Origin of the sequence: Paenibacillus sp. (assembly GCF_048976745.1) — a bacterium.
In the GTDB taxonomy this organism is placed as follows: Bacteria; Bacillota; Bacilli; order Paenibacillales; family Paenibacillaceae; genus Paenibacillus.
The window spans coordinates 230888-257169 of sequence record NZ_JBHGUU010000012.1 but is presented as its reverse complement, the minus strand read 5'-3'; the positions used below and the strand labels follow the sequence as shown (position 1 = coordinate 257169).

Below are 26282 nucleotides of genomic sequence, written 5' to 3'. Positions count from 1 at the left end.
AAATCCGTCAGAAAAAATGTATTATTTTTTGAATTTTCTGTGAAATGATTCCGGACGCTCACTATTTACACCAAAATGGTGCAAAATCGCATTGACAATTCTTTCCGAAGCATGTCCATCACCGTATGGATTAGCAGCCTGACTCATGCTTGCATATAGGGTTTCATCTGTGAGCAGAGCTTTGGTCCGTTCATATACACGTTCCTCTTCGGTACCTACCAATTCCAGCGTTCCGGCTTCAATACCTTCCGGGCGTTCTGTTGTATCGCGCAATACGAGCACAGGCACACCAAACGAAGGCGCTTCTTCCTGCAAACCGCCTGAATCAGTCAGAATCAAGTGAGTATGCGGGTAAAAGTTATGCAAATCCACTACGTCTAGTGGATCAATTAATTGAATACGGGGATGATTCCCCAAGATCGCGTGAGCCGGCTCCTTCACAGCAGGACTTGGATGCACCGGGTACACGATGGCAATATCTTCAAATTCGTCGGCAATCCGTTTGACGGCCTGGAAAATGTTGCGGTGAGGCTCGCCTTGAGATTCACGGCGATGAGCTGTCATCAGCACAAGGCGTTTGCCTTGGGCCCAATCAAGTACCGGGTGTGTGTAGTCCTCCCGTACTGTATATTGAAACACATCTGTTACCGTGTTGCCTGTGACGTACGTACTAGACTCGGATTTATTTTCTTTGGCAAGATTGGAAGAAGACCAATCCGTAGGCGCAAAGTGTAGATCAGCCAGTACGCCCGTCAGCTGACGGTTCATCTCTTCCGGATATGGAGACAGCTTGTTCCACGTCCGCAGCCCCGCTTCCACATGCCCTACCTGAATCTGTTGCAGGAATGCGGCGTAGCTCGCTACAAAGGTTGTTAATGTATCCCCGTGAACCAGCACAATATCCGGCTTTGCTTCCGCTAACACTGGCTCCAGACCACCAAGCACACGAATTGTAATCTCATTCAATGTCTGGCGGTCTTTCATTACATCCAGATCATAATCGGGATGAATGTCGAAAACCTCAAGTACCTGATCCAACATCTGGCGATGCTGCGCAGTTACGCAAACAATAGATTCAATAGACTCAGGATGTTTTTGCAATTCCAAAATAAGCGGAGCCATCTTGATGGCTTCTGGACGCACCCCGAAGATCGTCATGACTTTAATTTTCTTGGACATTCGAGCAAAGCCCCTTTTCTATAAGTTCCGATTACAAGCATGCGATATGCTTATTTAGTGCCGTATAGACGGTCTCCTGCATCTCCAAGCCCTGGAACGATATAACCATGATCATCCAGACGGTCGTCCAGTGCTGCTACATAGATGTCCACATCGGGATGTGCATCCTGCACAGCTTTTACGCCTTCCGGTGCTGCCACGAGGTTCATCATTTTGATTTGGGTACAGCCGCGTTTTTTGAGCACGTCAATAGCTGCAATTGCTGAACCGCCTGTTGCAAGCATCGGATCGATAACAATCAATTGACGCTCTGTTACGTCTGTAGGCAGTTTGGTATAGTATTCTACCGGTTGCAGTGTTTCCGGGTCACGGAACAGACCAACATGTCCAACTTTTGCTGCTGGCAACAATTTCACAACGCCATCCAGCATTCCGAGTCCTGCACGCAGAATCGGCACCAGTCCGAGCATACGTCCAGAGATGACTTTACCTTGTGTAGCAGCTACAGGAGTCTGTACATCAATCGTCTCCAGTTCAACATCTCTTGTAATCTCATAAGCCATCAACGTTGCTACTTCATCCACCAATTCACGAAAATCTTTCGTATTCGTACGCATGTCGCGTATAAACGTCAGTTTGTGTTGAATCAAAGGGTGATCACATATTACTAATTTTCCCATCTAATTTGTCCCTCCGGTAAGTTCTTCATGTTCAGCATTTCCAAATATACCTAGCCACCATTCATGGGCTCGATAAATCCTGTATATTATATCATCACCAACAACGAATTACACCATCAAAGGGCACCCAATCATTACAGAATACCGAATCCTATAAAAAACAGGACCGGAAAATGATCCATCCGGTCCTGTTTTGCTCATGTTGTTATGTCATTGAGAAAATGAAAATGATGAATACAATGGCACTCCGCCTACAGAATGATCCTTCGATCGCTGTTATCCCCAGATTTTTTTATTCTCCTTTTAACAAGGGAAAAATCCGGGGATAAAGGCGAACGCTTCGCTTCTGCGGTCTCATTCTGTCTGCTTCGTTTTTTTGTATCCCATTTTAAGAACATCTCAAATACAAACAGCATGAGCAAAGTTTTTTAGTATTTAAGGTCGGTATAGAGCGGGAATTGGTCTGTCAGTGCAGTCACTTCTGCACGAGCTTCATCCAGCTTCGCTGTATCTTTTGGATTTTTCAATGTTTTGGCAATGATCTTACCAATAGCAACCATCGCTTCTTCGTTCATGCCACGGGAAGTTGCAGCAGGTGTACCAATTCGAATACCGCTCGTTACAAACGGGCTCGTAGGGTCGAATGGAATTGCATTTTTGTTCACGGTAATACCGATGGAATCAAGCACATGCTCAGCTTCCTTACCTGTGATGTTTACACTGCGTGTGTCGATCAGCATCAAGTGGTTATCTGTACCACCGGATACGATGTTCAATCCTTCAGCGATCAGTGTTTCAGCCAGAACCTGTGCGTTTTTCACGACATTCTGTGCATATGTTTTGAACTCTGGTTGCAAAGCTTCTCCGAATGCTACCGCTTTGGAAGCAATCACGTGCATCAGAGGGCCACCTTGGGAACCAGGGAATACGGCTTTATCAATTGCTGCTGCCCATGCTTTGCGGCACAGAATCATACCACCACGAGGTCCACGCAGCGTTTTGTGTGTTGTTGTTGTTACGAAATGCGCATGTGGAACCGGGTTTGGATGCAAACCAGCAGCAACCAGTCCTGCGATGTGAGCCATGTCCACCATGAACAATGCACCTACATCATTGGCGATGGAAGCCAGCTTTTCAAAATCAATGGTACGCGGATATGCACTTGCACCTGCAACGATCAGACGAGGGCGGTGTTTGAAAGCCGCTTTGCGTACTTCATCATAATCAATCAGGAATGTATCTTCCTGTACGCCGTATGCGACAAAGTTGTACAGCAAACCGGATGCGTTCACCGGGCTACCGTGTGTAAGGTGTCCACCATGGGCAAGGTTCATACCAAGTACAGTATCACCAGGTTTCAACGCTGCAAGATAAACTGCCATGTTCGCTTGTGCACCGGAGTGAGGTTGAACATTCACGTGTTCTGCTCCGAACAATTCTTTGGCACGATCACGTGCGATGTCTTCAACGACGTCCACATGCTCACAACCGCCATAGTAACGTTTGCCTGGATATCCTTCAGCATACTTGTTGGTCAGTACAGATCCCAATGCTTCGATTACGGCTTCACTTACGATGTTCTCGGATGCAATCAGTTCGATGTTGTTCTGTTGACGTTTCAGTTCAAGATTCATCGCTTCCAGTACTGCCGGGTCATTCTTGCGCAATTGTTCCATGATTAAATTCCTCCCAGTTATAAGTGAAGTTATAAAGTGAAACTAATGTTTACACGAAAACGGCGAGTGCAACACCAATCTGAAGAAACGAAGTGGTCGCCTTTATCACCGGATTTCCCCTTTAATAGGGAATAAAAAAATCTGGGGATAACAGCGATCGGAAGATGGTGATGCATTCAAAGTCAGGAGTGTAACCCAATTAGTCTCGCTTTATATGTTAGTCACAAAATGTCGAATCTGGTTGTTCTTCCATACGATACACCGCGCGTTCGCCGCCAATTAACTTCGGACGAGTCAACGCTGTGGTCACACGTGCATCTCCAACATAACGGAGCGCTGTACGAAAAGGTACGGCTACATGCCGGAGATGCATCCCAATCATCGTCTCCCCAATGTCCAGTCCCGCATGGGCCTGCACATGTTCAGCCAGGCATGGATCGGTCAGCGAACGATATGCTGCGGATGCCATTGAACCTCCGGCCTTGGGCACGGGTACTGCACCAACCTCAGTCAATCCAAGACGAGTGAGTACAGAACGTTCCATTACCAGCGCACGGTTCAGGTGCTCACAACATTGGAATACCGTGTCGAAACCGAATTCCTCCTGCACCTCGCGTATACCCGCAAGAAGCTGCTGCGCCACTTCAATGGCACCACTCGTACCAATCCGCGCACCTGCGACTTCACTTGTGCTTGTACCGATCACAACGATCTGTCCAGGCCCAAGCTGTCCGGCAAGCGCCAGTTCATGCAGAATGGATGCGGTCTGTTCCTGCAATCCGGGTTGTTCTGAATCTAACTCTATAGTCATCCTATCATCGCCTCCCGATAAAATCATGCGCGCTGTCTCTTGGCTGTCCTTCGTATTCTTGCACGGCATCTCAGGTACTATTATAGCGAATAATCAGATGAAAGACGAAAAAAAGAGCAGTCTGCGGGTAACGCAGAATTGCTCTTTTGCCCAGGCGACCGGCCGTTTGTTCCGGTGCTCCATCGTGGTTATGCCCACTTCGTCGCCAGTTACACCGGATCCCTGTTTTCCCCTTCATCATAAAACAACCTGCGTCTAAAATCAACGGTTAATTTACATCACATGTCCTGTTTCTATAACCTGCCCCGCACGATCAGAATTATCCCAGCTTATCCAAAAGCCGATCCAACGCAGTCCGAATCTCAGCCGCAGCGATATTGTAATCATCACGACTTCCCCCAAACGGGTCAGAGATGTCGAAACTTGGAATTCGTTGTCTGATCTCGATGGCTCGCTCACGCTCCGATGCCAGGATCTCTTGACCAAGGGCACGTTTCATCTCCAGCGTTGCAAACAGGCTGTCCAATTCCTGAACATCTCTTAATACCTGCTCGTCGTCTTCCACATACTCTTTTAGAGTATAGGTTTTGTGGATGGAGTCGGGAAATACCTGCATGACATGCTGCTTATGACTCCGTGTTAATGTAAGAACCAGATCGGCCCAACCTACCAGGTTAGAGCTAAGCTGCGTGGAATGAGGTGGACCTTCAACGTTATGATCTCTCAAAACCGCTTCCGCATGACGAGAGATCGGCATACCCGACGTTGCTGCCACACCTGCGGAACGAACCTCCACCTGAATGCCGCGCTCCGATGCCAGTTTTCTCAAAAGCCCCTCTGCCATGGGGCTGCGGCACGTATTTCCTGTACATACGAATAAAATATGTTTCATTGTGATAGCCTCCCCATTTTACATATGATGCGAATGATATGATATCTCAAGTTTTATTTTAAAATATAAACAAAAGTCCAAACGCAAGCAAGATTGCGCCACCAATAGCTTCGCCGTAATCCCCTAGATTCTGGCTCACCCGGCGGCCTAATAGCAGACCCATCACCGACATCACCCCGCCACAAATACCAAAGGCAAGTACAGTTATGATTAGATCACTGCTAAACATCCCCAAGGAAACACCAACGGAGAACGAATCGACACTTACGCTGAGAGAGAACAAAATAACGCCGAGCAGGGAACGGTGGTCCACCAGCTTGGTATCGCCTTCACGGAATGCATTCAGAATCATATGAGCACCCAACAGAACAAGCAATCCACCTGCCGCATACGTCGTAATGTCACCAAGCAGCGAGCTGACGTATTTGCCCATATACATGCCGATGAGCGGCATGATGATATGAAATAGCGCCGTTACTGTACTGATTCGCAATACATCCCTCAGCCGGATGCCCTTCATGCCTATTCCGATTCCGAGCGAGAACGCATCGAGGCCCAGCGCAACAGCCATGATCAAAATGGTTACCAACTGCCCTACATGGGCAGACACATCCCACATCCCCATACCCCCAAGTCACGTAAAGGTTCTTGTACACGATATGCGGACAAGGACCCAAACATGACCGATGAAAGGTAAACGGCGACGAACCTACTCGATATCTGAGGTGCATAAAGCTAGATTGGCGTGTAAGTCGATATGGTACTTAATTAATTGTTTGTTTCGGAAAAGAGTACGTAGCTCTCCTGACTGTATGATCAGGAGAGGTTACGATGACTGCTGGTTGCCAACTTGTATGAGTTGGTTACCCGCAGCCTTGAGCAGCCGATTCATGACGGCTGCGCCCATTCCTTCGCGAGAGCAGGCTTCAGCCACAATATATGTGGCGCCTTGCTCATCGCAGCTGCGCAGCGCGGCGTATAGCCGGCGCGCTGCTTCTTCCAGCTCGCTGGCGTCTCCCAGCGAGAACACGGCATCGGCGCGGTACTGCTCCGCGTGCTTGGCGAATGCCAGCACGGCGGTGCGCTCTCCGCGCTGCGCCGCCTCTGCGAGGGCGGCGCTGATCCAGGCCGCCACCGCTGCGGGCGGCCCTTCCACCACGCACAGCGCCCCTGCGGGTGCGTAGTGCGTGTACTTCATGCCCGGCGAGCGCGGCGCCGGGCTGCCCACGCCATCGGCCCCCTCCGCGAGTAGCGCGGGGTCCGTGGCGACACGGGCGGCAACGGCGGACAGCTGTTCCGCCGTAATGCCGCCAGGGCGCAGGATGGTGACGGTACCGTCGTCACCGACCTGCACGACCGTGGACTCGACGCCCACCCCGGTGGGGCCGCCGTCCACGATGCCGCCGATGCGGCCATCCAGATCCTCGCGCACATGAGACGCGAGTGTCGGGCTTGGCCGCCCGGAGCGGTTGGCGCTTGGCGCAGCCACAGGGCATGCCGCCGCCGCGATCAACTGCAAGGCCACCGGATGGTCCGGCATGCGCACGGCCACCGTGTCCAGACCGGCGGTGACCCGCGGGGACACCGCCCCCGGCCTAACCGGCAGCACCAGCGTCAGCGGTCCCGGCCAAAAGGCCGCCATCAGCGCTTCGGCTGTTTCGTTCACTTCCGTGACCAAAGCATCCAACTGGTCACGATGCGCGATGTGCACGATCAGTGGATTGTCGGAAGGTCGGCCTTTGGCGACAAATACAGCCTCCACGGCTGCTGTGCTACGCGCATCAGCACCCAGGCCGTAGACCGTCTCGGTCGGAAAGGCCACCGTCTGACCTTGACGAAGGCAGGCTGCAGCAGCCTGCAAGTCGTCGAGCGCCCTTTGGTGGGCGCTCCCCTTTTTCACATCTGCTAATTCAATATTACCCAATTCATGATGATGATCAGCGTTCACCAAAACGCGCACATCCCAATTGGCTGTAACCATCTCTGCTAGAGTTCCCTTGTCGTGAAGCTCCATGTCATTTCCCATTGCTGAGGTGAATTGCACTTGTTCGTTCTCTCTATTCATATATCCATCATTCCTAAACTTCATAATAGGTTGCTTGTGCACGTAAGAAATAGACCCTACCCCACACTCCATACACATCCATGTTTACTTCGCTTCATATCCATATTCAATATAAGTAATTATAACATACCTGTCTCGCTTCGGATGCCCTTCACACTTCGCTCTACGCATGAGTCTCACTGTAACTTCGCCACCCATTCATATCAAAAGGGCAGCTTCCTGAATCGAAGTTGCCCTAAAATATAGTATAATTACGTTGTTATACGAATAATCCAGTTACCCAACTCCACAGTTTCACAGCCATATCCCACAGAAAGAATCTTGCCTCTGGTGTACCTCCCTGTACAGATGCCTCTGCATCTCCGGGTTCAGCGGCTGCGGCCGATACGGTTGAAGGTTTCGCCAGTGCATCCCCGGTCCCTGCATCAATGAAACACAGCGGCGGGAACAACACACACCACCAGTTCTGACCCTTGCCCTCACCCAGTGTAATCCGAACCGCTTCATAATCTCCCGCAGGATAGACGGTACCCCCATATAGTTTGGTCGGGAACGGAACAGAACCCAGTTCCACCTGATAAGCATAATGCAAGCCACGACTCGCCAGCTCTTCTCCTACTCTATTCTCAATCTCGGACAAATGTTCACGAATGACCTGGCGCGCTTCATCCAGACTTTGCGGATTCTCCAGTTCGGCTACCCAATCGCCCATCTGAGCAACAACAGCATCCCGAATCTCGCGTTTCACCAATTGATCTCCCGGTGCATCCGAGTTTGCCAGAATACGCAAGCGAATGGATTGTTCAGGAATGGCTGTGGCGGCCACAGCTGCATCCGTTTTCTGACCTTCCCACATCATGATAATCATCATAAGACATACAATAATAAGTCCAATTTGTTTTACAATTCGTCTGCTCATTCCATTCTCCCCCTCGGCTCTCTGATCACGCTACCTGCAACTCTCTCATGTCTATCAGTATGCCCGGGAGAACCGGAAGTAAACCTAGCATTTGCAATAAATCTACTAAATCGATTCTCTCATTCATAATTTCTCACCCATCATGTTAAAAAGGCTGATCTGCACCTGGTTACAGGGCAAATCAACCTCTTCATTCCTACAAACGATTACGTTAGACGCTCCAACTCTATGCTTTTCACAACACCAACTCAACCGTTACATAACACTTTTCTCTTTCTTGAGCATATTCCATAAACGTTCCGATAACCGGGGTTGCTGCTCCCCCAAGAGAAGTTCATCCTCCTCTTCCTGTCCATACAACTTAATGCTCATGACCACTCCAATACAAGCCATATTAATGAGCAAAGAGGTGCCGCCGTAACTGATGAACGGTAACGTAATACCTGTGAGTGGCATCAGACCAAGGAAAGCCCCTACATTTTCAAATACCTGATACAACAACATTCCGATAATCCCTACAATGATGACGGGTCCCGCGCGATCTCTGCAGTTCAGAGCAATCAGCACCATACGGTGGATCAGAATAAAGTACAGCAGAATCAGTACGGATGCACCAACAAAGCCAAACTCCTCTGCGATCACAACAAAAATGGAATCAGAATACGTATAGGGAACTCGTCCACTTTGAACGGATGTTCCTTGCATATAACCTTTGCCAATGATGCCCCCTGATCCGATGGCTAAACCTGCATTTTTGGTATGCCAGGAAGCTTTGGAAGTAGCCTTTTCCGGTACAAGCCAAGGATCAATTCGCTCGGCCCAATGCTCCCGTTTTATCTTTTCAAGAAAAGTAAATATTTCATCATGGTAGAACGTATAGGCTTTAATAAAACCAAAGAACGCCACTCCTACAATCGCCATCGTAATCAATACGTGCTTCAGCCTCATATTTCCGATCCAGAATACCGCAGCCAGAATCACCACATACCCCAGCGCATTTCCCAGGTCATTCTGAGCCATCACAAGGGCAAACGGAATAAACGCCCAGCAGCCAATCGGCACAATATCTCTCCAAAATTGCAGCGTGCCTCGTTGTCTCTTCACAATTAAATGGGCGAGGAACAGAATCAGAATCATCTTGAACAGCTCTGCCGGTTGAAAAGAAAAGTTCTCGCTCAGCTTCAGCCAACCGTTAGCATTATTAATCGAACTGCCCAGAACATTAGCCAGAATCAGCAATATAATTCCCAACCCATACAAATAAAACGCATATTTCACGTACAACTTGTAATTCACAAGCCCGATCACAAGCACCGCAATGAACCCGGCCACATAAAAACAAATCGTTTTGACATGGTGATTTGCCAGATTGGCATCTGTCTGCGTTCCGCTGTAAATCGCAAATACACTAATAATCATAAGCAACAGCATGACGAAGAGAATCACACCGTCCATCTTTTTCAACATTCTCACCATGATTCCGTCCATCCCCCTGAATCTAACATTCTATGATTTCCAATTGAACTCAATATTACCATTGTATATAATTGGATAATAAAATGGAAATCCGGATCACTTAAGGGTGACTGGTGACTATTAAATCATTCAACGACCTGTCTCCCACCGTTAAAACAATAAAAACCCCAAAACATTCATCCCTAAGTGAATAGGGCTGATCTGTTCCAGGGTTCTATCGTTAGCTATATAAGTTGAACTACAGATTATTTACACTGACACTTCGATGACAGAGTAACCTTCCAATCGCTGTTATCCCCAGATTTTCCGATTCGAGAACGTTACTGCTCCTGCTGGGTTGGCTTGCGTCTCAGCAATTTCCTCACCAGATCGGTAATACTCGGTTGTTCCGCAGAGCCGAGAATATCCTCGTTCTCTTCCGTATGAACCTTGATACTCATCACAATCCCCATACTGATCATGTTGAGCATAATGGAGGTACCACCCGAACTGATAAACGGCAGCGTAATCCCTGTCAACGGCATCAGACCAATGAATGGGCCGATATTAACAAAGATCTGGTAGAGCAGCATCGCTATAATACCCACAATTAGATATGGGCCAGCACGATCCTTACACTCCAGTGCAATCAGCACCAGCCTGTGAATGAGGATAAAGTACAGGAGAAGCAATACTGAGGCACCGATGAAGCCAAATTCCTCCCCAATCTGTACAAAGATGGAGTCAGCGTAGGCCAGAGGCACCCGATTCGACTGAATCGTCGTACCCTCCATATACCCTTTGCCCGTAATCCCGCCAGAACCAATCGCAAGTTTTGCATTATACGTCTGCCAGAGCACATCTCTTGAGGTCAGCTCTGGTACAAGCCAAGGGTCAAAACGATCCGCCCAGTGCGAACGTCCAATGTCATTCAGGAATTTAACAATCTCATCATGATAATGAATATATGCCTGTGTACCGCCGATAAAGGTAGCCACAGCAATAATAAAGCCAATGAGGGCATGCGTAAATTTAATGTTGCCGATCCATAATAGGCCCACAAGAATGACAACATAACTCAACGCATTTCCCAAGTCATTTTGAAGTAATACAAGTAGTAATGGCGGCAGAACACAGAGTGAGATCGGAATAACATCACGTCCAAAATAGAGCGGACGATTCTTCTTTCGGGCCAAAAAGGCCGATAAAAACACAATCAGGCATAACTTGAACAACTCAGCAGGCTGCAAACTGACCCCGAAGATGGACAGCCAGCCTTTTGCCCCGTAGTACTCTTTACCAAAGAACATTACGAAAATGAGCAGCAGCATACCCACGCCATAGATATATAAATAATTTTTGATTATGAATTTATAGTTGATCATCGACATCCCAAAAAAGACTACGAATCCCAAAATATAAAAGATAACTGCACTTTTCGGGAGTCCCTCCAGCTTTGGACGACCAAACGTTGTACTGTAAATCGACAAAATACTGATAACCATCAGAATAACCAGTATAAACACGATAGAATAGTCTATCTTTTTAAATTTGTGCAGCATGTAATTATGTTCCCCCAAGCATTCAGAAATCTTCGGTATATCTCATTGTAGAGGATTTCACGGTAAAAAGAAAACCCGCGGAACCTTACATTTTCGTCACCTGTTCCGAAGTACGAACACCCAGGACATGCCGCTCGATTCCGGCAAGGTCCGGTACAATGATTATTTCCGGCCAATGTCCCGCCGATTCAAGCAGAGCCGCGATGTCGCGAGCCTGCCCCTGGCCCAGCTCAAAACCAATAATCTGCGGCGGCGCAGGCAGCAGCGCCAATTGCTCCAGCATAACACCGTACGGTGCAAGTCCGTCCGGGCCGCCGTCCAGTGCCATGCGCGGCTCATGATCGCGCACCTCTTGCTGTAACCCGGCGATATCTGCCGCCGGGATGTAGGGCGGGTTGGACACCAGGATGTCCACCCGTGCCCCGGCGAACGGGGCCAGCAGATCGCCTTCACGGAAGTCGATCTGTACCCCGTTCGCGGCCGCGTTCCGCGCGGCCACTTGCAGGGCAGCCGCCGAGAGATCTCCGGCGCCGACCTGCCAGCGCGGGCGCAGTGAAGCCATCGTCACCGCGATGGCACCACTGCCCGTGCCGATATCGACGGCGAGCGGAGCGCCGTCAGGAAACACGCGGTCGGCTTCGCGCAGCACAGCCTCGACCAACAGCTCCGTCTCCGGCCGCGGAATCAGCACGGCCGGTGTGACCTCGAACGGCAGCCCATAGAATTCCTGGCTGCCGATAATGTATTGCGCCGGCTCACCCGCAGCCTTGCGCGTAACGGCGTCCTCCCAGCGGCTGCGATGCTCGCTGGGAAAAGGCTCCGGCTGCATCATGTAGTACGCGGCGCCATAAACGCCGAGTACATGTTCCAGCAGCAGCCGGGCATTGTTGTGCGGCTCGTACACGCCGCACTTCTCCAAAAAAGAGGAAGCCTCCACGAAGGCTTCCCGACAGCTCTGTTCCGGCGTCATGACAAACTGCGCGCGGGTCACAGATTATTCTCCTCTATCCATCATTTCAGTCTGCTGAGCAATGGTCAGTGCAGACAAGATATCTTCAATCTCTCCGTTCATCACCTGGTCCAGCTTGTGCATTGTCAGGCCGATACGGTGATCCGTCACACGACTTTGCGGGAAGTTGTACGTACGAATCCGCTCACTGCGGTCACCCGTTCCCACTTTGCTCTTCCGTTCAACAGAGATCTTTGCTTCTTCTTCCATACGTTTCATATCGAAGATACGTGTACGCAGAACCTGCAACGCTTTTTCCTTGTTGGAGTTCTGTGATTTTCCATCCTGACACGTCGCCACGATACCCGTTGGAACGTGTGTTACCCGTACTGCGGATTTTGTGGTATTAACCGATTGTCCACCGGCACCACTGGAACAGAACGTATCCACACGGATGTCTTTGTCATGAATTTCGATATCAAAATCTTCGGCTTCAGGCATAACCGCAACCGTTGAAGTTGACGTATGGATACGTCCGCCCGATTCGGTTGTTGGGATACGCTGCACACGGTGTGCGCCGCTTTCGTATTTCATTTTGCTGTAAGCGCCACGTCCGTTGATCAGGAAAACAACCTCTTTGAATCCACCGAGATCATTGGTGTTAACATCCATCAGCTCTACACGCCAGCCTTGTGCATCTGCATAACGTGTGTACATCCGATACAGATCTGCCGCAAACAATGCTGCTTCATCTCCACCAGCTGCTCCGCGAATCTCCACAATAACGTTTTTATCGTCATTCGGATCTTTTGGCAGCATGAGTACACGAATCAATTCGTCCAGTTCCTTCTGGCGAGTGCTCAGTTCGTCAATTTCCATTTTGACCATTTCGCGCATCTCATCATCCAGTTTCTCCCCCTGCATTTCCTTCGCAGCTTCGAGATCCTGACTTACCTGTTTATATTCATTGTACGCTTCATAAGTTGGTTGGAGATCGGATTGTTCTTTGGAGTATTCCCGCAGCTTTTTGTTGTCACTTGCCACATCCGGGTCACACAAAAGCTCGCTCAATTTGTCATAACGGTCGGCTAACGCCTGTAATTTATCCAACATGTATAGTCACCTCACGCATTATTTTGTCCAAACACATCACATTCTCAATTAATATTTCAATTCATCATTAATTGCATCTATAATCTATATTCCACAACGCACAGGATTCTCATTGAATCCCCTGACCGCAGCATGTATTCACATTCATGTATGATCGACGTATAACATCGCTACAACGTCATCAAATCCTTTACTTTTAAAGTGATATCAAGAAATCGTGTACCCTGTGTGAAACCCGCTTCAGCTCATCTGTTACATCGCGAATTTTAACATGGTATACGACTCTTAATTATAGCATATTCTTATGGTTCTGAATAGTAACTGATCGACGCACAACACAAAAATATTTCTATTTTACATATATCGGATTGTGCCTTTTCCTTTATTATATCCACTACGTGTGATCAATCTAGTACTTGTACACATTATACAGCGATCAAAAACATAAAAAGCCCCATCATCTTCCAAAGAAGATAACAGGGCCGCTATAACCATTATTTAAACATAGTGAATGATTTAGGAATTATACGTTGAAACGGAAGTGCATAACGTCGCCGTCATTTACAACGTACTCTTTACCTTCAAGACGAAGTTGTCCGCGCTCTTTGGCACCGTTCATGGAACCCGCTGCAACCAGATCGTCGTAAGAAACAACCTCTGCCCGGATGAATCCGCGCTCAAAGTCTGTGTGGATAACACCCGCTGCGCCAGGCGCTTTGGTTCCTTTACGGATCGTCCACGCACGAACTTCCTGCACACCTGCTGTGAAGTATGTGTACAGACCGAGCAATTTGTAGGCTGCTTTGATCAACAAGTTCAGACCGGAATCCTCAATACCGAGTTCTTCCAGGAACATTTGTTTATCTTCGCCTTCCAGCTCGGAAATCTCTTCTTCAACCTTCGCGCTGATCGGCACCACTTCTGCATTTTCAGCAGCTGCGAATTCTCTTACTTTTTGCACGTAAGCATTGTTCGCCACGTCACCGATTTCATCCTCAGCTACATTGGCTGCGTACAGAACAGGCTTCAGGGTAAGCAAGTGCAGATCGCGTATAATCAGAAGCTCGTCATCCGTAAGTTCCATGCTGCGTGCTGGCTTGTCATCGTACAGAACAGCCTTCACTCTCTCCAACACTTCTACTTCTTGAGAGGCAGACTTGTTGCCGCCCTTCATGTTTTTCTTGGAGCGATCGATTTTCTTCTCAACACTCTCGATATCGGCCAGGATCAGCTCCAGATTGATCGTCTGGATATCACTTACCGGGTCAATTTTGCCATCGACGTGTGTGATGTTCTCATCTACAAAGCAACGTACCACGTGTACAATTGCATCTACTTCACGAATGTGGGCAAGGAACTTGTTACCCAGACCTTCGCCTTTGCTCGCACCGCGAACCAGACCAGCGATATCTACAAACTCAAACGCAGTTGGTACTGTTTTCTTAGGTACAACGAGTTCTGTCAATTTGTCCAAACGCTCATCGGGTACTTCAACGATCCCCACGTTAGGGTCAATCGTACAGAACGGATAGTTTGCCGATTCGGCACCTGCTTGTGTAATTGCATTAAACAATGTAGATTTACCAACGTTCGGCAGACCCACGATTCCAGCTTTCAAAGCCATGTATATGACAACTCCTCATTGATTACTTGTTCGGTATGGATAATCCTATACATTATATATGACAAACCTCAAGGCATCAAGGAACTTCGCCAATTCGACCAGCGTCCCATCCGCTATTGGTTTACCCTTTGATTTCCTTGTACATCGTCAGATCCGTTACCTCATATCCCATCTTGCGATACAGGCTGCTCGCCCGCACATTATGTCCAAACACATGCAAACCAATGCGATCCACGCCAAGACTCAAGGCCGTCTGTTCCAGCGCCTCCATCGTCTCTGTGCCGTATCCCTTACCACGATGCGCTTCTTCAACTACAATATCCAGCAAAAAGGCATCCTTCCCACGGCGATTATCCGTGATATTAAACCAGATATACCCCACATTGCCATCCACAGGATGCGCCAGATTGTAGAGATACGCTCCGGGTGTATCCAAGCCTTCTGGCAGATAACGTTCATAAGATTCCTCCGCCAGTTGCTGCGCCTCTTCCTCCGCCCAAGTGCCTGCTTCTACTTTTTCCTGTGCAAAATCCTTAATGGATCGAATGCGGAAACTCGCATAATCTTCCTGATTCATTGGAGATAGTTTCAATCTAATCCCCTCCTTATTTTGAGTGATCTTCATTATGTAGGATCTCTGTGCAGTCCTTTTTGCACTGCTAGTATATTATTGTATCCTGTTCTCCCGCTTGGCGCATGAAGTAATTCTGACAATTCAAAATTCAATTTTCGTGTTTAACCATTTTAATTATAACTTTTGATCTCTTCCCATCGTTTATACCTCATGAAGGAAAGGAGTGGATCATATTGAACACACATCGCCGATTCTCAAAAAAGAAAATCATTATCTTGTCCGCCATCGTACTCGTCATAGGTATCGTCGCCTTTAAGAGCTTGCTGAATGCAGTCGATCCCTATCGTCACTTGAGAATCACAATCCACAATCAGTCCGACTATAATCTCACCGATATTCAGGCTAGCCTCGTTCAAGGCGAATCGTATAACACCAACGAGAGTGGCTCCACCTACATATTCGATAAGGATGTTTCCAGCGGATCAAACGTGAAATTCGCCCCGCAGCTGAAACTTTCCGGGGAGGGCGCAGTCTCCTTAACGTTTACGGACAGCCGCGGAAAAACCTATAATAAAACGGTTTGCGGTTATACGGAATATTTGTCTGGTAACTCCTACGTTACTGTAACCAATGAGAATGTCACCGTGAAAGAGGAATGTATGTAATAATTTAGAAACACGATTATGTAAGAAATTGGAATATAATTACATACGACTATCATAGAGGAGGGAATCAAATTGATCTTCAACGTAATTTTAGGTGCAGGGTTAGCTCTGTCTATATTACTTTCTGCAAATTCAGCTAGTGTTGTTGAATTAGAGGATAGAGTGAAAAATGCTTATATTAATCCTCCAATCACTGTGGAGAACATTAATGATCCAATTGTTACTCCATTGGATATACAACTTATAGAACCATTCAACTACAGTAGTTACAATGCATATGAAAAATCATTCACATTGAATTCTGAGAACGGAGAGACTTCTAATCTTTGGATTAACAACACTAGTACGGATACTATTTATGTCAAGATTACTGTAGGCAATCTTTCTCCAATTGATATTCCAATCAAAAAAGGGACTCATAAAACAACAAGAATAGGTGTCATAGGTACAACCAAAGTCAAACTTTATATCTACAGTTCAACAGGTCATAAAATGGATATGAGTATCAGCGCTCGAAAATTCTAATATAATAAATAGAGTAGAGGATATTTCTTAATGAAGTATCCTCTACTCTATTTTTGTTCCAGATTATATAGGAAGTAATATGAGTCGACTCAAATTATATAATTAAATAATTCCAATGAAGTTTATATCATCTTCATTTTAACCCCGCGCCTAACGCCGCTCCACCAGTCGCTCCGTCTGCTTCAAATCCTCAATCCGCCCTGCGCCAATACCAAACATCACGGTACGAAGTTCAAACTCCACCTGTTCCAACCGCTCATTCAGCGCATCGTCGGAAGCGACTGCGGATTCGAGCAGAGATCGCCCAAAACCTGCCAGGTCGGCACCGAGCGCGAGGGCTTTGGCTGCATCCACACCCGTGTACAGTCCACCGCTGCCGATCAAGGCACCAGTAGGGTTCAGCGCTCGTACTTCCTGAATACACTCCGCTGTCGGAATGCCCCAGTCTGCAAAAGCTTCAGCAGCTGCCCGGCGTACAGGGTTATTGTTGCGGTACTTCTCTACCTGTACCCAACTTGTACCGCCTGCACCAGCCACATCGATAAACGCGACACCTGCTTCATATAGGCGTTGAGCCGTCACGCCATCGATACCAAAACCTACTTCTTTTACGCCAACAGGCACGTCTAACTCACGACACAAGTTCTCAATCCGCTGAAATAGTCCGCTAAAGTTGGTGTTGCCCTCCGGCTGGAAAACTTCCTGCAACGTGTTCAGATGAAGCACGAGCATGTCCGCTCCCGCAATGTCTACGGCACGCTGGAAATCAGCCGTGGTGAAGCCATAGTTCAGCTGCACCGCGCCCAGGTTGGCAATGACCGGGATGTCCGGTGCCCAGCGCCGCACATCGAAGGTACTTGCCAGTACCGGCTGTTCTACGGCAGCCCGGATTGAACCTACGCCGAGCGCCCAGCCTCTGGCGTTTGCTACTCGCGCGAGGCGCTCATTGATGGCGCCCGTTGTTTTGCTTCCACCCGTCATCGAACTGATGAGCAAGGGTGTACGTACTTTTTTGCCAATAAACGAAGTCTCCAGATGCACCTCTTCAAAATCCAGTTCCGGCAGTGGGTGATGACGAAACGCATACCGCTCCATGCCGCTGGTTACCCCTTCTCCTGCCACATTCTCCTCAAGACAGAGGCGCACGTGTTCCAGCTTCCGTTCTCCCGTAGCCACTTCGGGAAGCAGCCGTTCGCCGGCTCGCTCTTGTTCATTCATGATGAGACCTCCTATGTGAGAATCGTGCGGATCGACAGGATAACCTGCCCGTCCCTTACTTCTATGTATACGTCTTTTTGCAAAAGACAAAAACATTAATCCTATAAGCATTACAGCATAACTCTATCCAGTATAACGTTCCAATCCAGCTATTGAAAGGATGCCCTGCTACCAAATGTCTCACTTAATCCTCAGGGCACCGCTATTCATGCCTACTCAAAAACACGGATCTTCCGTCGCACCTTCAAAGCTGGTTAGCACAGACGATGCACACGCAGATGGATCAACAGAATACATTTCACTCCATCATCCTGCACAACGAGCTTATCTCAAAATTTCCGATGCCAATTGCTCACCAACAAGCTGTCCGGACAACGTCACTATCGGGGTTCCGCCTCCTGGGTGCGTGGTTCCGCCGACGTACCAGAGTCCTTGTACATCTTTGCTTCGGTTGCCCGGTCGCATGAAGGTCTGCTTCACGGAGTTGGACGAGATGCCGTAGATCGAACCTTGATGCGCTAACGTATCCCGTTCGATATCTCGCGGCGTGTACCGGATCAGCACATCGGATTGGTTCAATCCGGTAATCCCTCGGGCCGCTAACTGTTCCAACACAAACTCCCCGTAACGCTCCGTCTGCTGCTCCCATTCCCATGAATCCGACAAGTAGGGGGCATTAACCAGAATGAACAGATTACTGGCTCCCGCCGGGGCCATGCCTGCTTCGGAATAACCGGAATAACAGATGTAGATCGTCGGATCGTCGGGCATTTTACGTTCACGGAAAATATGGTCAAACTCCGGTTCATACCGTTCCGGAAAAAAGACGGTATGGTGCAGCAGTGCATCATATTGTCTTCGCACACCTGCCAGCGTCACAAATCCCGAAATGGATGGCTCATACTTCCGTATGCGGGCATCGCTCATCTCTTTCCGGTGTTCCGGTGCGAGCAGCAGTCGGTTCACACTAAGCACATCTCCATTGGCAACCACCTGATCGGCTTCACGGAACCCCTGATCCGTATCCACGCCTGCCACTTTCCCATTCCGCACAACAATCTGCCGGACCTCTACGCCGGTAATGATCTGTACGCCTTTTTCCTGTGCCAGCCGAGTCATGCCTTCGATCAGTTGATAGGTTCCACCTTTAACTCCGTAGATGCCCACCTCCGCTTCCACATGCCCCATCATGGCAAAGATCGAAGGCGACTGATACGGCGATGATCCCACATAGGTTGCGTACCGTCCGAACATAGCCAGCGTATGCGGATGTTGGAAATACGAACGCAGCAGTTTATCCAGCTTCACCGTTGGCCGCACGCGGAGCAGACTGCGCAGCATCTGAAGATTGTATTTGTCAGAAGGAGATAGCAGCAACTTACCGAGAAAATGACGATTGGCTTCCGCATACAGTGCAGCAGACTCATCCATAAATGCATCATAACGAGCCGCATCCTCTGGACTGTACGCCGCGATCTGCTCTTTCATCCACCCGCGATCACCTGACAAATCTACCACTGTGCCATCTGCGAATACATTACGCGTGCGCGGCTCTAACTCATATAGCTGTACGTAGTCTTCCATCGTTACTCCCGCATGGTCGAAGACTGAACGAAAGGTCGATGGCATTGTGATCGTGCTTGGTCCCCGGTCAAAATGATACCCGCTCCGCTCAATCTGCTGCAGCTTGCCACCTACATGTTGCTGCCGTTCCAGAATGGTCACCTGCACACCTTGTGAAGCCAGTCTTATTGCACACGACAGACCTCCAAATCCTGCACCGATAATAATGACGTTACCTCTCAACTGTACCGCCTACCTTTCCATACATACCCCTTGCCGGAGCGGCCTGCCTGCCAGGAAGCAAGTCCGATGGCAATGACACAGGCCATGCTGACCGGTTGCAGAAGGGCAAGCCACCAGGGTTGTCCGCCAGCATGATCCGCTACTCTTTTCACAGCCATACCCAATAATGTGCCTAACAATCCATACAGAATGGACATCGTACTTCCCGTTATGAGTCCAATAATCAAGCCAAGCGGAGGCACAATATACATCAGTGTATAGATCAACATCGTACCAAGCAGCAGTACGTCTTTGCGTCCCATACCTTCGTACATGTTTTTCTTATATCCGTTCCATACTTCTGCCCCGTTCTGATACATGCGGGTATTTGTTACGTCATGCACATCGGTCAGCATGACCGGATGACCTGCACGCTTGACTGCTTTGGCGAGACTCATGTCATCCACCAGATGCGCCTGAATGGCAGCATGACCGCCGGAAGCCTCGTAACTGGAGCGATGAATCAGCAAAAAAGCCCCCGTAGCGGCCACAAACATCGGACTGGATGATCTGCGGATCATGAAAATGGGCAGATGACTGATGATGGTAAAGACCATCATCGGTACGACAAGCTTTTCCATCCATGTCTTCGTTACCTGATAAGGAAAACCGGTTACCAGACCCCCGCTCTGCTCACATCCTGCCGCAAGAGTCTGCCTAATGGCACTTGGCTCGAGACGCACATCCGCATCCACAAACATAAACCATTCTCCCTTGGCCTCCTGAACCAGCCTGTGACACGCATGTGATTTCCCCATCCAGCCCTCGGGAAGATCGACGCCATGCAGCAGACGAACACGTGCATCTCGATCCGCAATCGCTTGTACCATGGCCGCTGTCTCATCTTCGGAGCGATCATCCAGCACCAGTACTTCCATCCGGAATCCCGTTGTATCACTCGCGAGCACACTTTCCAGACATCCTTCGATATGTAGTCTTTCATTTCTGGCCGGAATCAGCACCGAGACCAGCAGGTCCGGTGGTTGTATCTTGTCTGGTCGGAATGAACGTACTTTGGGCAGACAGGAGACGTTCCATAGAGCGAACAGCAACTGTATGCCCAGTATGCATGTAAGCACAATCCAGAATATTTCAGATGCATTCATCCTAACGGTTCACCCGCTTTCGCGTGGCATCGTATTTTTCACTTGTTGAACGTACATGACGAATTAGCGGAAGCGCATCTGGCAAACTTCCCTGCCCCATCCGTACAAGCGCTGATCTGTGATCGTCTAACTGCTTTTCCAACATAAGGCCGAGTCTGGAGGCAATCTCTTCACTCTTCAACGCTTTCCAATCTTCTATCACAGGCGGGCCTGCCTGCATCGATATTTCCGGCAGATCATGCTGGACCATCCCATGGCACAAGGTTACGGGTACGGCGATGGCATTTGGGGAACGTCGAAGCAACAATCCGATGCCTGAACGGAACTGAATCGGTCTGGCCTCCTGATGCAGAATTTCTCCTTGCGGAAAAATCCATACCCTTTTGCCTGAATCCAATAATTCACTGGTGTACTGTAGAGAGGTCCGAATACCGGACGCACTCTCCTTATTGATCGAATACGCACCCAATTTACGAAAAAAAGCATATTGCTGAAGCTGCTGCTCCTCCATCATCACATAATGATCCCCCCGCGATGTCTGCCTGGCCGCATGATAGAGCAGCAGACCGTCCCACCAGGAGCTGTGGTTCATGAAGTAGATCACCGGACGAGCCGGATCAATCGGGGAGTTGTCCCTGATGTCCGCCTGCGGGTCCAGTGAACCCGTGAGCGTGAAGGAGCGGAAGCGCCGACGCAGCAGATAATAATGATTGTATAAGGCAAAAATACGATTAAACGGTTTTGATTTTACGGCGCGAATCATAGAGCCAGCTCCCTTCGGCAAGAAGCACACCAGCAATAGCGATGATAAAGCTGCCCGTAATCCCTTCCTTTAGGGCAAGCAGGCCGAACAGGAGAATAAACAGCTGATACAGCCATTTTGCACGCAGTAATGAGCTACGGTCATTAGGCATGGCCGGAAGGAAGAGGGACAGGAATGCACCCATGATAAACCAGCTTATGTAATTGGTCCACGGAACACCGTAGAATCCACCTGGAGCCTGCCACTCCCAGAATCCTCTCGCATGTGCAACAGGATCAAGTACCAGATCGAGTACAATCGACCAGAACCCGGTCTTCACTGCTCGAAGCAATTTGCCAGTCCAGGTTGAACCACCACCACTTAACAGTGCCGAGTTACCAACCACTGCGATCCAGGCAAACCCTAGCGTAACTGGTACACTGAACAGATGTATTCCGAAGAAGTCAGAGTAGGCATACTCACCAAAAGGCCAATGCGTATGAACCCCTACCCACTCCACGCCCATGCCTCCCAGCCAGATAATTACGGAAGAAATCCAGAGTCCGGGTTTCATCCAGATGACTGACTGGTCGGACAGAACTGTCCGATTACGCCCCTGATAGATCAGATCCAGCACATACAACGCATAGAAAATTAAGAATAAACCATTGGAAAAGGACAACACGTCCGGCACGCCGATTGTCAGCATCAAGGTTGCTCCAATGACATACCACGCCCAGTAGAGCCACTGGATCATCAGGATACCGCCGTTCGGGAGGCTTGATAGGCCAGCATCGGGTAACGTTTCATAATCGCACCCAGCATCTCCAGTTTCAATTCATCACTAACATATGCCCGTTTGGTATATACGTCATAGTCGTTGCGTTCAACCGCGTGGAGAATGGTGGAGTAAAAGGCTGCTGCCAGCTCGATGGAAAACGCACTTTCCGTTGGGTACGTATCCAGACGATCCATGCCAATACGGAACCAGTTCAATGCTGCAGCTTTTAATTCATGAATAATGGCAATAAAACGTTCGTCCACGACCCCGTCTTCAAAATCTTGCTCGGAGTAACCATGCTTCTCCATGATTTCCAGCGGAACATACCGGCGCACTCTGGCCCGATCTTCACCAACATCCCGAATAATATTAACGATCTGCATCCCTTTACCCAACGCGATCCCGTTTACGGCTACTTCCGCGCCGTTGTCATCCCGCAATACAGGCAACAACATCTCGCCTACAGTGCCCGCTACCAGATAACAATAATGCTCCAGTTCCTGCATCGTTGCATAATGCGTCACTTTAAGATCCGTGAGCTGACCTTCCATCTGACGGAAGAATGGTCCCTTATCCAGATGAGGGAAACTGCTGAACAACCATCTCAGTGCTGGCCAGATAAAGTGTCCTTCCGCTTCATCCAGACGATCAAATAAGTCATGGATCTCGTGAATCGTATAAGCCGATTGTTCCGGTTCATCCACACTGTCATCAATCATGCGGCAGAAAGCATAAATGACATATACCGCTTCCCGACGTGGACTAGGCAGCCCTCTAAAAGCCTGATAAAAAGAGGAAGAACCCTTTTGCATCAATTCTTCACACCTGCTCAAAATCGCTTCATTCATGTTCCCATCTCCTTCATGAGTTGATTGACAGCCATACGTGCACTCTGCATCACAATTGGCACTCCGCCTCCAGGATGTACAGATGCTCCTGCGGCATATAATCCCTGTATATTGGGGAATGGTTTGGGTTGTGGTCGATATACACCGGATTGGAACAATACTGGCGCAATTCCGAAGCTTCCGCCCCCATAGAGCCCGTCTCGCTCTGCGTCAGCGGGTGTACGCACCTTTTTCCATTTGATCGCTGCCCGAAGTCCCGGGAATCCACGTTGCTCCGCTTCTTCCAGTACTCGTTCTGCCAATGCTTCGCTCTCTTGGTCCCAGTCGACACCTTGAGCATCGGGCACCGGAATGAGGAAATATAATACACTCTGCCCTTGAGGGGCTGCAGTTTCATCCAATGCGACCGGATTAAATACGTAAAATGACGACTTTGCCGGAATGCTTCGCTGATTAAACACTTCCTGTAAACTGCCTTCAAGACTCGGTGGCAGGAAGAACTGGTGCGTCGTTGCGTCTTCCCAGGTTTTGTCTACGCCCACATAGAGCAATACACATCCGGAGGAGGGACGATACGGCTTTCTTTTGCGCGCTACCTCTGATGACTGTCCAAGCAAACCTGACAGATGGGGGAAATCACCATTGTAGATAACTGCATCCACATTTTCTGCGCCTGCTGCCGTTTCTATACCTTCACATACACCATTTTTAATCGTGAGCCCGGTAACTTCCGCATTCAACACGACCCGTCCACCACGTGATATCAGTTCCTGCTCCAGAATAGCCGGCAATGCTGCGTATCCACCTTTGACCATCCAGATACCATATTCATGCTCCGCATAAGGCAAAAGGGAATAGATGCCTGGGGTCCCGAACGGTGACCCACCGATGTATAGACTTTGCAGAGAATAAGCGTCGAGCAGTTCCTCGTGCTGAAAATAATCGCCTACCGCTTTCCGGACACTTTTGTGTGCACGCAATCTACCCATGAGTGACATGAGAGATGGTGTGAAGAAATCTCTTTTGCGCGGAAAAGACCTTTCCAGGAACGCTGCACGTCCTGCCGGAAACAACGTGTCCATATCTTTCATGAATCGTGTGAATCCCCGGCTCTCTCCCGGGAACAAACGTTCAATCTCCGCCGTCTGCTCTTCACGTGACGTCATCTTGGTCATGACCCGACCACTGTGGTAATGCACTCTGTATAACGGATCACAGCGAAGCAACTCAATCTTCGAACGATCTACGCCTGCTTCCTCCAATATGCCAAGTAACATCTCCGGCAAAAGCACAATGGTTGGTCCCTGATCGATTCGATACTCCCCTTCCTGCTCATAACCAATGCGTCCGCCAACACGGGACCCCCGTTCATACACAGTGACATCCCACCCTTGACGATTCAACAACAGTGCAGAAGTAAGTCCGCCAATCCCTGCACCTACAATAGCGGCCCGCTTCATGAATGTCCTCCAGCTTCTGCCGTCTTCACATACGAGGATGGTTTGGAGCGTGTGCGCGCGTCCTCTTCCTGGATCAGCCTCACGCTAATTCGAGCCGACTCAAAGATCGTTGGCAACCCGCTGCCCGGATGTGTTCCGCCGCCCACCAGCCATACACTTTTCAATTCTTCAAACTGGTTATGAGGACGCAAGTACATCATCTGACCCAAGTTATGTGCCATATTAAATGTGGCTCCGCGGTACACATCCAGTTCAGTCTCCCAATCTAGCGGGGTGAACAGCATACATTCTTCAATCCGGCTGCGAATGTCTGCCAGCTCAGGAATGCCCTCCATGCGTTTCATCATGGCCTCCTGCACATTCTCCCGTTCTGCATCCCAATCAATGTCTGCGGTAAGGTTAGGTGTAGGCATGAGAACATATAGAGCCGATTTCCCTTCCGGTGCCAGCGTCGAATCAAGTCTGGAAGGGTTATGAATATATAGAGATGGATCGGCTGACAACATTTTGTGCTTTGTAATCTCATCAACGTTCAACCGATAGTCTTCTGGAAAATAAATCGAGTGATGCGGCAGGTCCACTTCACCATCCACACCCAGATACAGCATCGCTGTAGAGCAGGAGTACTTTTTGCGTTTCATTTTCTCCGGGGTATATTTCTTAAGTACGCCCGGTTCGAACAGATGGTTCACCGCATGTGCGAAGTCGGCGTTCACAACCACATGGTCCGCTTCGATGCGTTCACCGTTTTCCAGCAATACACCTTCTGCACGACCATTGCGAACGATAACCTGTTTCACCGGGGTGGACGTATGTATGCGTCCACCGTATTCTTCCACGACATCAGCCATGGCCTGGAAGATCCGATTCACACCGCCAATGGGGTGGAACAACCCGTAGTGATGCTCGATGAACGATAGTATGGTAAAGGTACCCGGACAATCCCAGGCAGACATGCCGAGGTATTTGGATTGGAATGTAAATGCCCAGCGTAGACGCTCATCTGTAAAATAGCGGGACAAGATCCCGTAGACCGTATTATGGACATCAAGCTTGGGTAGAGCTGTTACCGCATCTTTGCGCAAATAGTCTGTCAGCTTGCCAAAAGGACGGCGGAGCAAAGGCATGACTTTGCCAAATTTCACTTCTTCTTCTTGCATGAACCGAAGGTAATTGTCTTCATTGCCTGGAAACAATTCCTTAATCTGTGCAGCTGTATCTTCCCGATTCCGAGAAGGCGTGAACACCTTATCACCAAAGTTCAGTGCGTACAGTGGGGTTAGTTCTTTCATATGCACATAATCGGATAACTTGCGTCCTACCACGTCGAACATCTCTTCAATCAGCTGAGGCATCATCAAAAATGTAGCACCCCGGTCGAATCGATATTCACCCAGTTCCAATCTGGCAGAACGCCCCCCGATGACTGGCTGTTTCTCATACACATCTACTTCGTACCCCTGACCGGACAATAACATCGCTGCTGCAAGTCCACCCGGACCTGCGCCAATAACAGCTGCACGTTTGCGTTGTTGATTCGGTATCATGCCACTCACCTCTCTATGTAGGGAATTCCTATAGTTCTCTAGCCCC

Annotated in this window: 24 protein-coding genes and 1 riboswitch; of the genes, 2 read left to right on the top strand and 22 right to left on the bottom strand. The window is 49.0% G+C overall.

Features of this window, described 5'->3' with window-relative positions:
- Window positions 1–21: 21 nt before the first annotated feature.
- The 14 genes from wecB to ACE3K2_RS20220 form a co-directional block, all read right to left on the bottom strand.
- A complete protein-coding gene (gene wecB, locus ACE3K2_RS20285) occupies window positions 22–1179 on the bottom strand; it encodes a non-hydrolyzing UDP-N-acetylglucosamine 2-epimerase (RefSeq protein WP_421894243.1) in 1158 nt (385 codons plus the stop codon).
- A 50-nt stretch (window positions 1180–1229) separates the two neighbouring features.
- Entirely contained in the window at window positions 1230–1859 is a 630-nt protein-coding gene (upp, locus tag ACE3K2_RS20280) for a uracil phosphoribosyltransferase (RefSeq protein WP_017691929.1), read from the bottom strand.
- A 428-nt stretch (window positions 1860–2287) separates the two neighbouring features.
- Complete coding sequence (glyA, locus tag ACE3K2_RS20275; protein WP_253441329.1) at window positions 2288–3535, bottom strand: serine hydroxymethyltransferase; 1248 nt, start codon at window positions 3533–3535, stop codon at window positions 2288–2290.
- A gap of 217 nt (window positions 3536–3752) precedes the next feature.
- Window positions 3753–4346 (bottom strand): TIGR01440 family protein, encoded by a 594-nt coding sequence (locus ACE3K2_RS20270; RefSeq protein ID WP_169479777.1) that lies wholly within the window; start codon window positions 4344–4346, stop codon window positions 3753–3755.
- A 141-nt stretch (window positions 4347–4487) separates the two neighbouring features.
- Window positions 4488–4569: riboswitch (ZMP/ZTP riboswitch) on the bottom strand.
- A 96-nt stretch (window positions 4570–4665) separates the two neighbouring features.
- On the bottom strand, window positions 4666–5238 hold the full coding sequence (locus ACE3K2_RS20265) for a low molecular weight protein arginine phosphatase (RefSeq protein ID WP_339305335.1): 573 nt from the start codon (window positions 5236–5238) through the stop codon (window positions 4666–4668).
- A 58-nt stretch (window positions 5239–5296) separates the two neighbouring features.
- Window positions 5297–5857 (bottom strand): manganese efflux pump MntP family protein, encoded by a 561-nt coding sequence (locus ACE3K2_RS20260; RefSeq protein WP_421894237.1) that lies wholly within the window; start codon window positions 5855–5857, stop codon window positions 5297–5299.
- Between the two features lie 207 nt (window positions 5858–6064).
- Window positions 6065–7264, bottom strand: a complete 1200-nt coding sequence (locus ACE3K2_RS20255) for an L-threonylcarbamoyladenylate synthase (protein WP_421894327.1) — start codon at window positions 7262–7264, stop codon at window positions 6065–6067.
- 298 nt (window positions 7265–7562) lie between these two features.
- Window positions 7563–8222: a stage II sporulation protein R gene (gene spoIIR, locus ACE3K2_RS20250; protein ID WP_421894234.1), complete on the bottom strand. Its 660-nt coding sequence runs from the start codon at window positions 8220–8222 to the stop codon at window positions 7563–7565.
- A gap of 255 nt (window positions 8223–8477) precedes the next feature.
- Window positions 8478–9698 carry an FtsW/RodA/SpoVE family cell cycle protein gene (locus ACE3K2_RS20245; protein ID WP_421894231.1) on the bottom strand — a complete coding sequence of 407 codons (1221 nt, stop codon included), beginning with the start codon at window positions 9696–9698 and terminating at the stop codon, window positions 8478–8480.
- A gap of 320 nt (window positions 9699–10018) precedes the next feature.
- On the bottom strand, window positions 10019–11239 hold the full coding sequence (locus ACE3K2_RS20240; protein ID WP_421894228.1) for an FtsW/RodA/SpoVE family cell cycle protein: 1221 nt from the start codon (window positions 11237–11239) through the stop codon (window positions 10019–10021).
- Window positions 11240–11324: 85 nt separating this feature from the next.
- Window positions 11325–12209, bottom strand: a complete 885-nt coding sequence (gene prmC / locus ACE3K2_RS20235; protein ID WP_421894324.1) for a peptide chain release factor N(5)-glutamine methyltransferase — start codon at window positions 12207–12209, stop codon at window positions 11325–11327.
- Window positions 12210–12233: 24 nt separating this feature from the next.
- The gene (prfA, locus tag ACE3K2_RS20230; protein ID WP_091036276.1) at window positions 12234–13301 is read right to left on the bottom strand and encodes a peptide chain release factor 1; all 1068 of its coding nucleotides are present in this window, start codon (window positions 13299–13301) and stop codon (window positions 12234–12236) included.
- A gap of 523 nt (window positions 13302–13824) precedes the next feature.
- Window positions 13825–14925, bottom strand: coding sequence for a redox-regulated ATPase YchF (gene ychF / locus ACE3K2_RS20225; protein WP_076332544.1), 1101 nt, complete (start codon window positions 14923–14925; stop codon window positions 13825–13827).
- Window positions 14926–15046: 121 nt separating this feature from the next.
- Window positions 15047–15517, bottom strand: a complete 471-nt coding sequence (locus ACE3K2_RS20220) for a GNAT family N-acetyltransferase (RefSeq protein WP_421894224.1) — start codon at window positions 15515–15517, stop codon at window positions 15047–15049.
- A gap of 215 nt (window positions 15518–15732) precedes the next feature.
- Between ACE3K2_RS20220 and ACE3K2_RS20215 the strand changes: the two genes are divergently transcribed.
- Together ACE3K2_RS20215 and ACE3K2_RS20210 are read left to right on the top strand one after the other, a co-directional pair.
- Window positions 15733–16164, top strand: coding sequence for a hypothetical protein (locus ACE3K2_RS20215; protein WP_421894221.1), 432 nt, complete (start codon window positions 15733–15735; stop codon window positions 16162–16164).
- Between the two features lie 72 nt (window positions 16165–16236).
- The gene (locus ACE3K2_RS20210; protein WP_421894218.1) at window positions 16237–16689 is read left to right on the top strand and encodes a hypothetical protein; all 453 of its coding nucleotides are present in this window, start codon (window positions 16237–16239) and stop codon (window positions 16687–16689) included.
- A gap of 150 nt (window positions 16690–16839) precedes the next feature.
- On the opposite strand, the gene fni is transcribed toward ACE3K2_RS20210, so the two are convergent.
- The 8 genes from fni to ACE3K2_RS20170 form a co-directional block, all read right to left on the bottom strand.
- The gene (gene fni / locus ACE3K2_RS20205) at window positions 16840–17907 is read right to left on the bottom strand and encodes a type 2 isopentenyl-diphosphate Delta-isomerase (RefSeq protein ID WP_421894215.1); all 1068 of its coding nucleotides are present in this window, start codon (window positions 17905–17907) and stop codon (window positions 16840–16842) included.
- Between the two features lie 324 nt (window positions 17908–18231).
- Window positions 18232–19713 (bottom strand): phytoene desaturase family protein, encoded by a 1482-nt coding sequence (locus tag ACE3K2_RS20200; protein WP_421894212.1) that lies wholly within the window; start codon window positions 19711–19713, stop codon window positions 18232–18234.
- On the bottom strand, window positions 19710–20858 hold the full coding sequence (locus ACE3K2_RS20195) for a glycosyltransferase (RefSeq protein ID WP_421894209.1): 1149 nt from the start codon (window positions 20856–20858) through the stop codon (window positions 19710–19712). Before ACE3K2_RS20195 ends, ACE3K2_RS20200 begins: the two co-directional genes overlap by 4 nt.
- Before the next feature lies 1 nt (window position 20859).
- Window positions 20860–21621: a lysophospholipid acyltransferase family protein gene (locus ACE3K2_RS20190; RefSeq protein ID WP_421894207.1), complete on the bottom strand. Its 762-nt coding sequence runs from the start codon at window positions 21619–21621 to the stop codon at window positions 20860–20862.
- On the bottom strand, window positions 21590–22357 hold the full coding sequence (locus ACE3K2_RS20185; protein WP_421894204.1) for a carotenoid biosynthesis protein: 768 nt from the start codon (window positions 22355–22357) through the stop codon (window positions 21590–21592). Before ACE3K2_RS20185 ends, ACE3K2_RS20190 begins: the two co-directional genes overlap by 32 nt.
- Complete coding sequence (locus ACE3K2_RS20180) at window positions 22357–23229, bottom strand: phytoene/squalene synthase family protein (RefSeq protein ID WP_421894201.1); 873 nt, start codon at window positions 23227–23229, stop codon at window positions 22357–22359. Before ACE3K2_RS20180 ends, ACE3K2_RS20185 begins: the two co-directional genes overlap by 1 nt.
- A complete protein-coding gene (locus ACE3K2_RS20175) occupies window positions 23226–24689 on the bottom strand; it encodes a phytoene desaturase family protein (protein WP_421894198.1) in 1464 nt (487 codons plus the stop codon). The genes ACE3K2_RS20180 and ACE3K2_RS20175 overlap by 4 nt, the downstream gene beginning before the upstream one ends.
- A complete protein-coding gene (locus ACE3K2_RS20170; protein ID WP_421894195.1) occupies window positions 24686–26236 on the bottom strand; it encodes a phytoene desaturase family protein in 1551 nt (516 codons plus the stop codon). The genes ACE3K2_RS20175 and ACE3K2_RS20170 overlap by 4 nt, the downstream gene beginning before the upstream one ends.
- Window positions 26237–26282 lie beyond the last annotated feature (46 nt).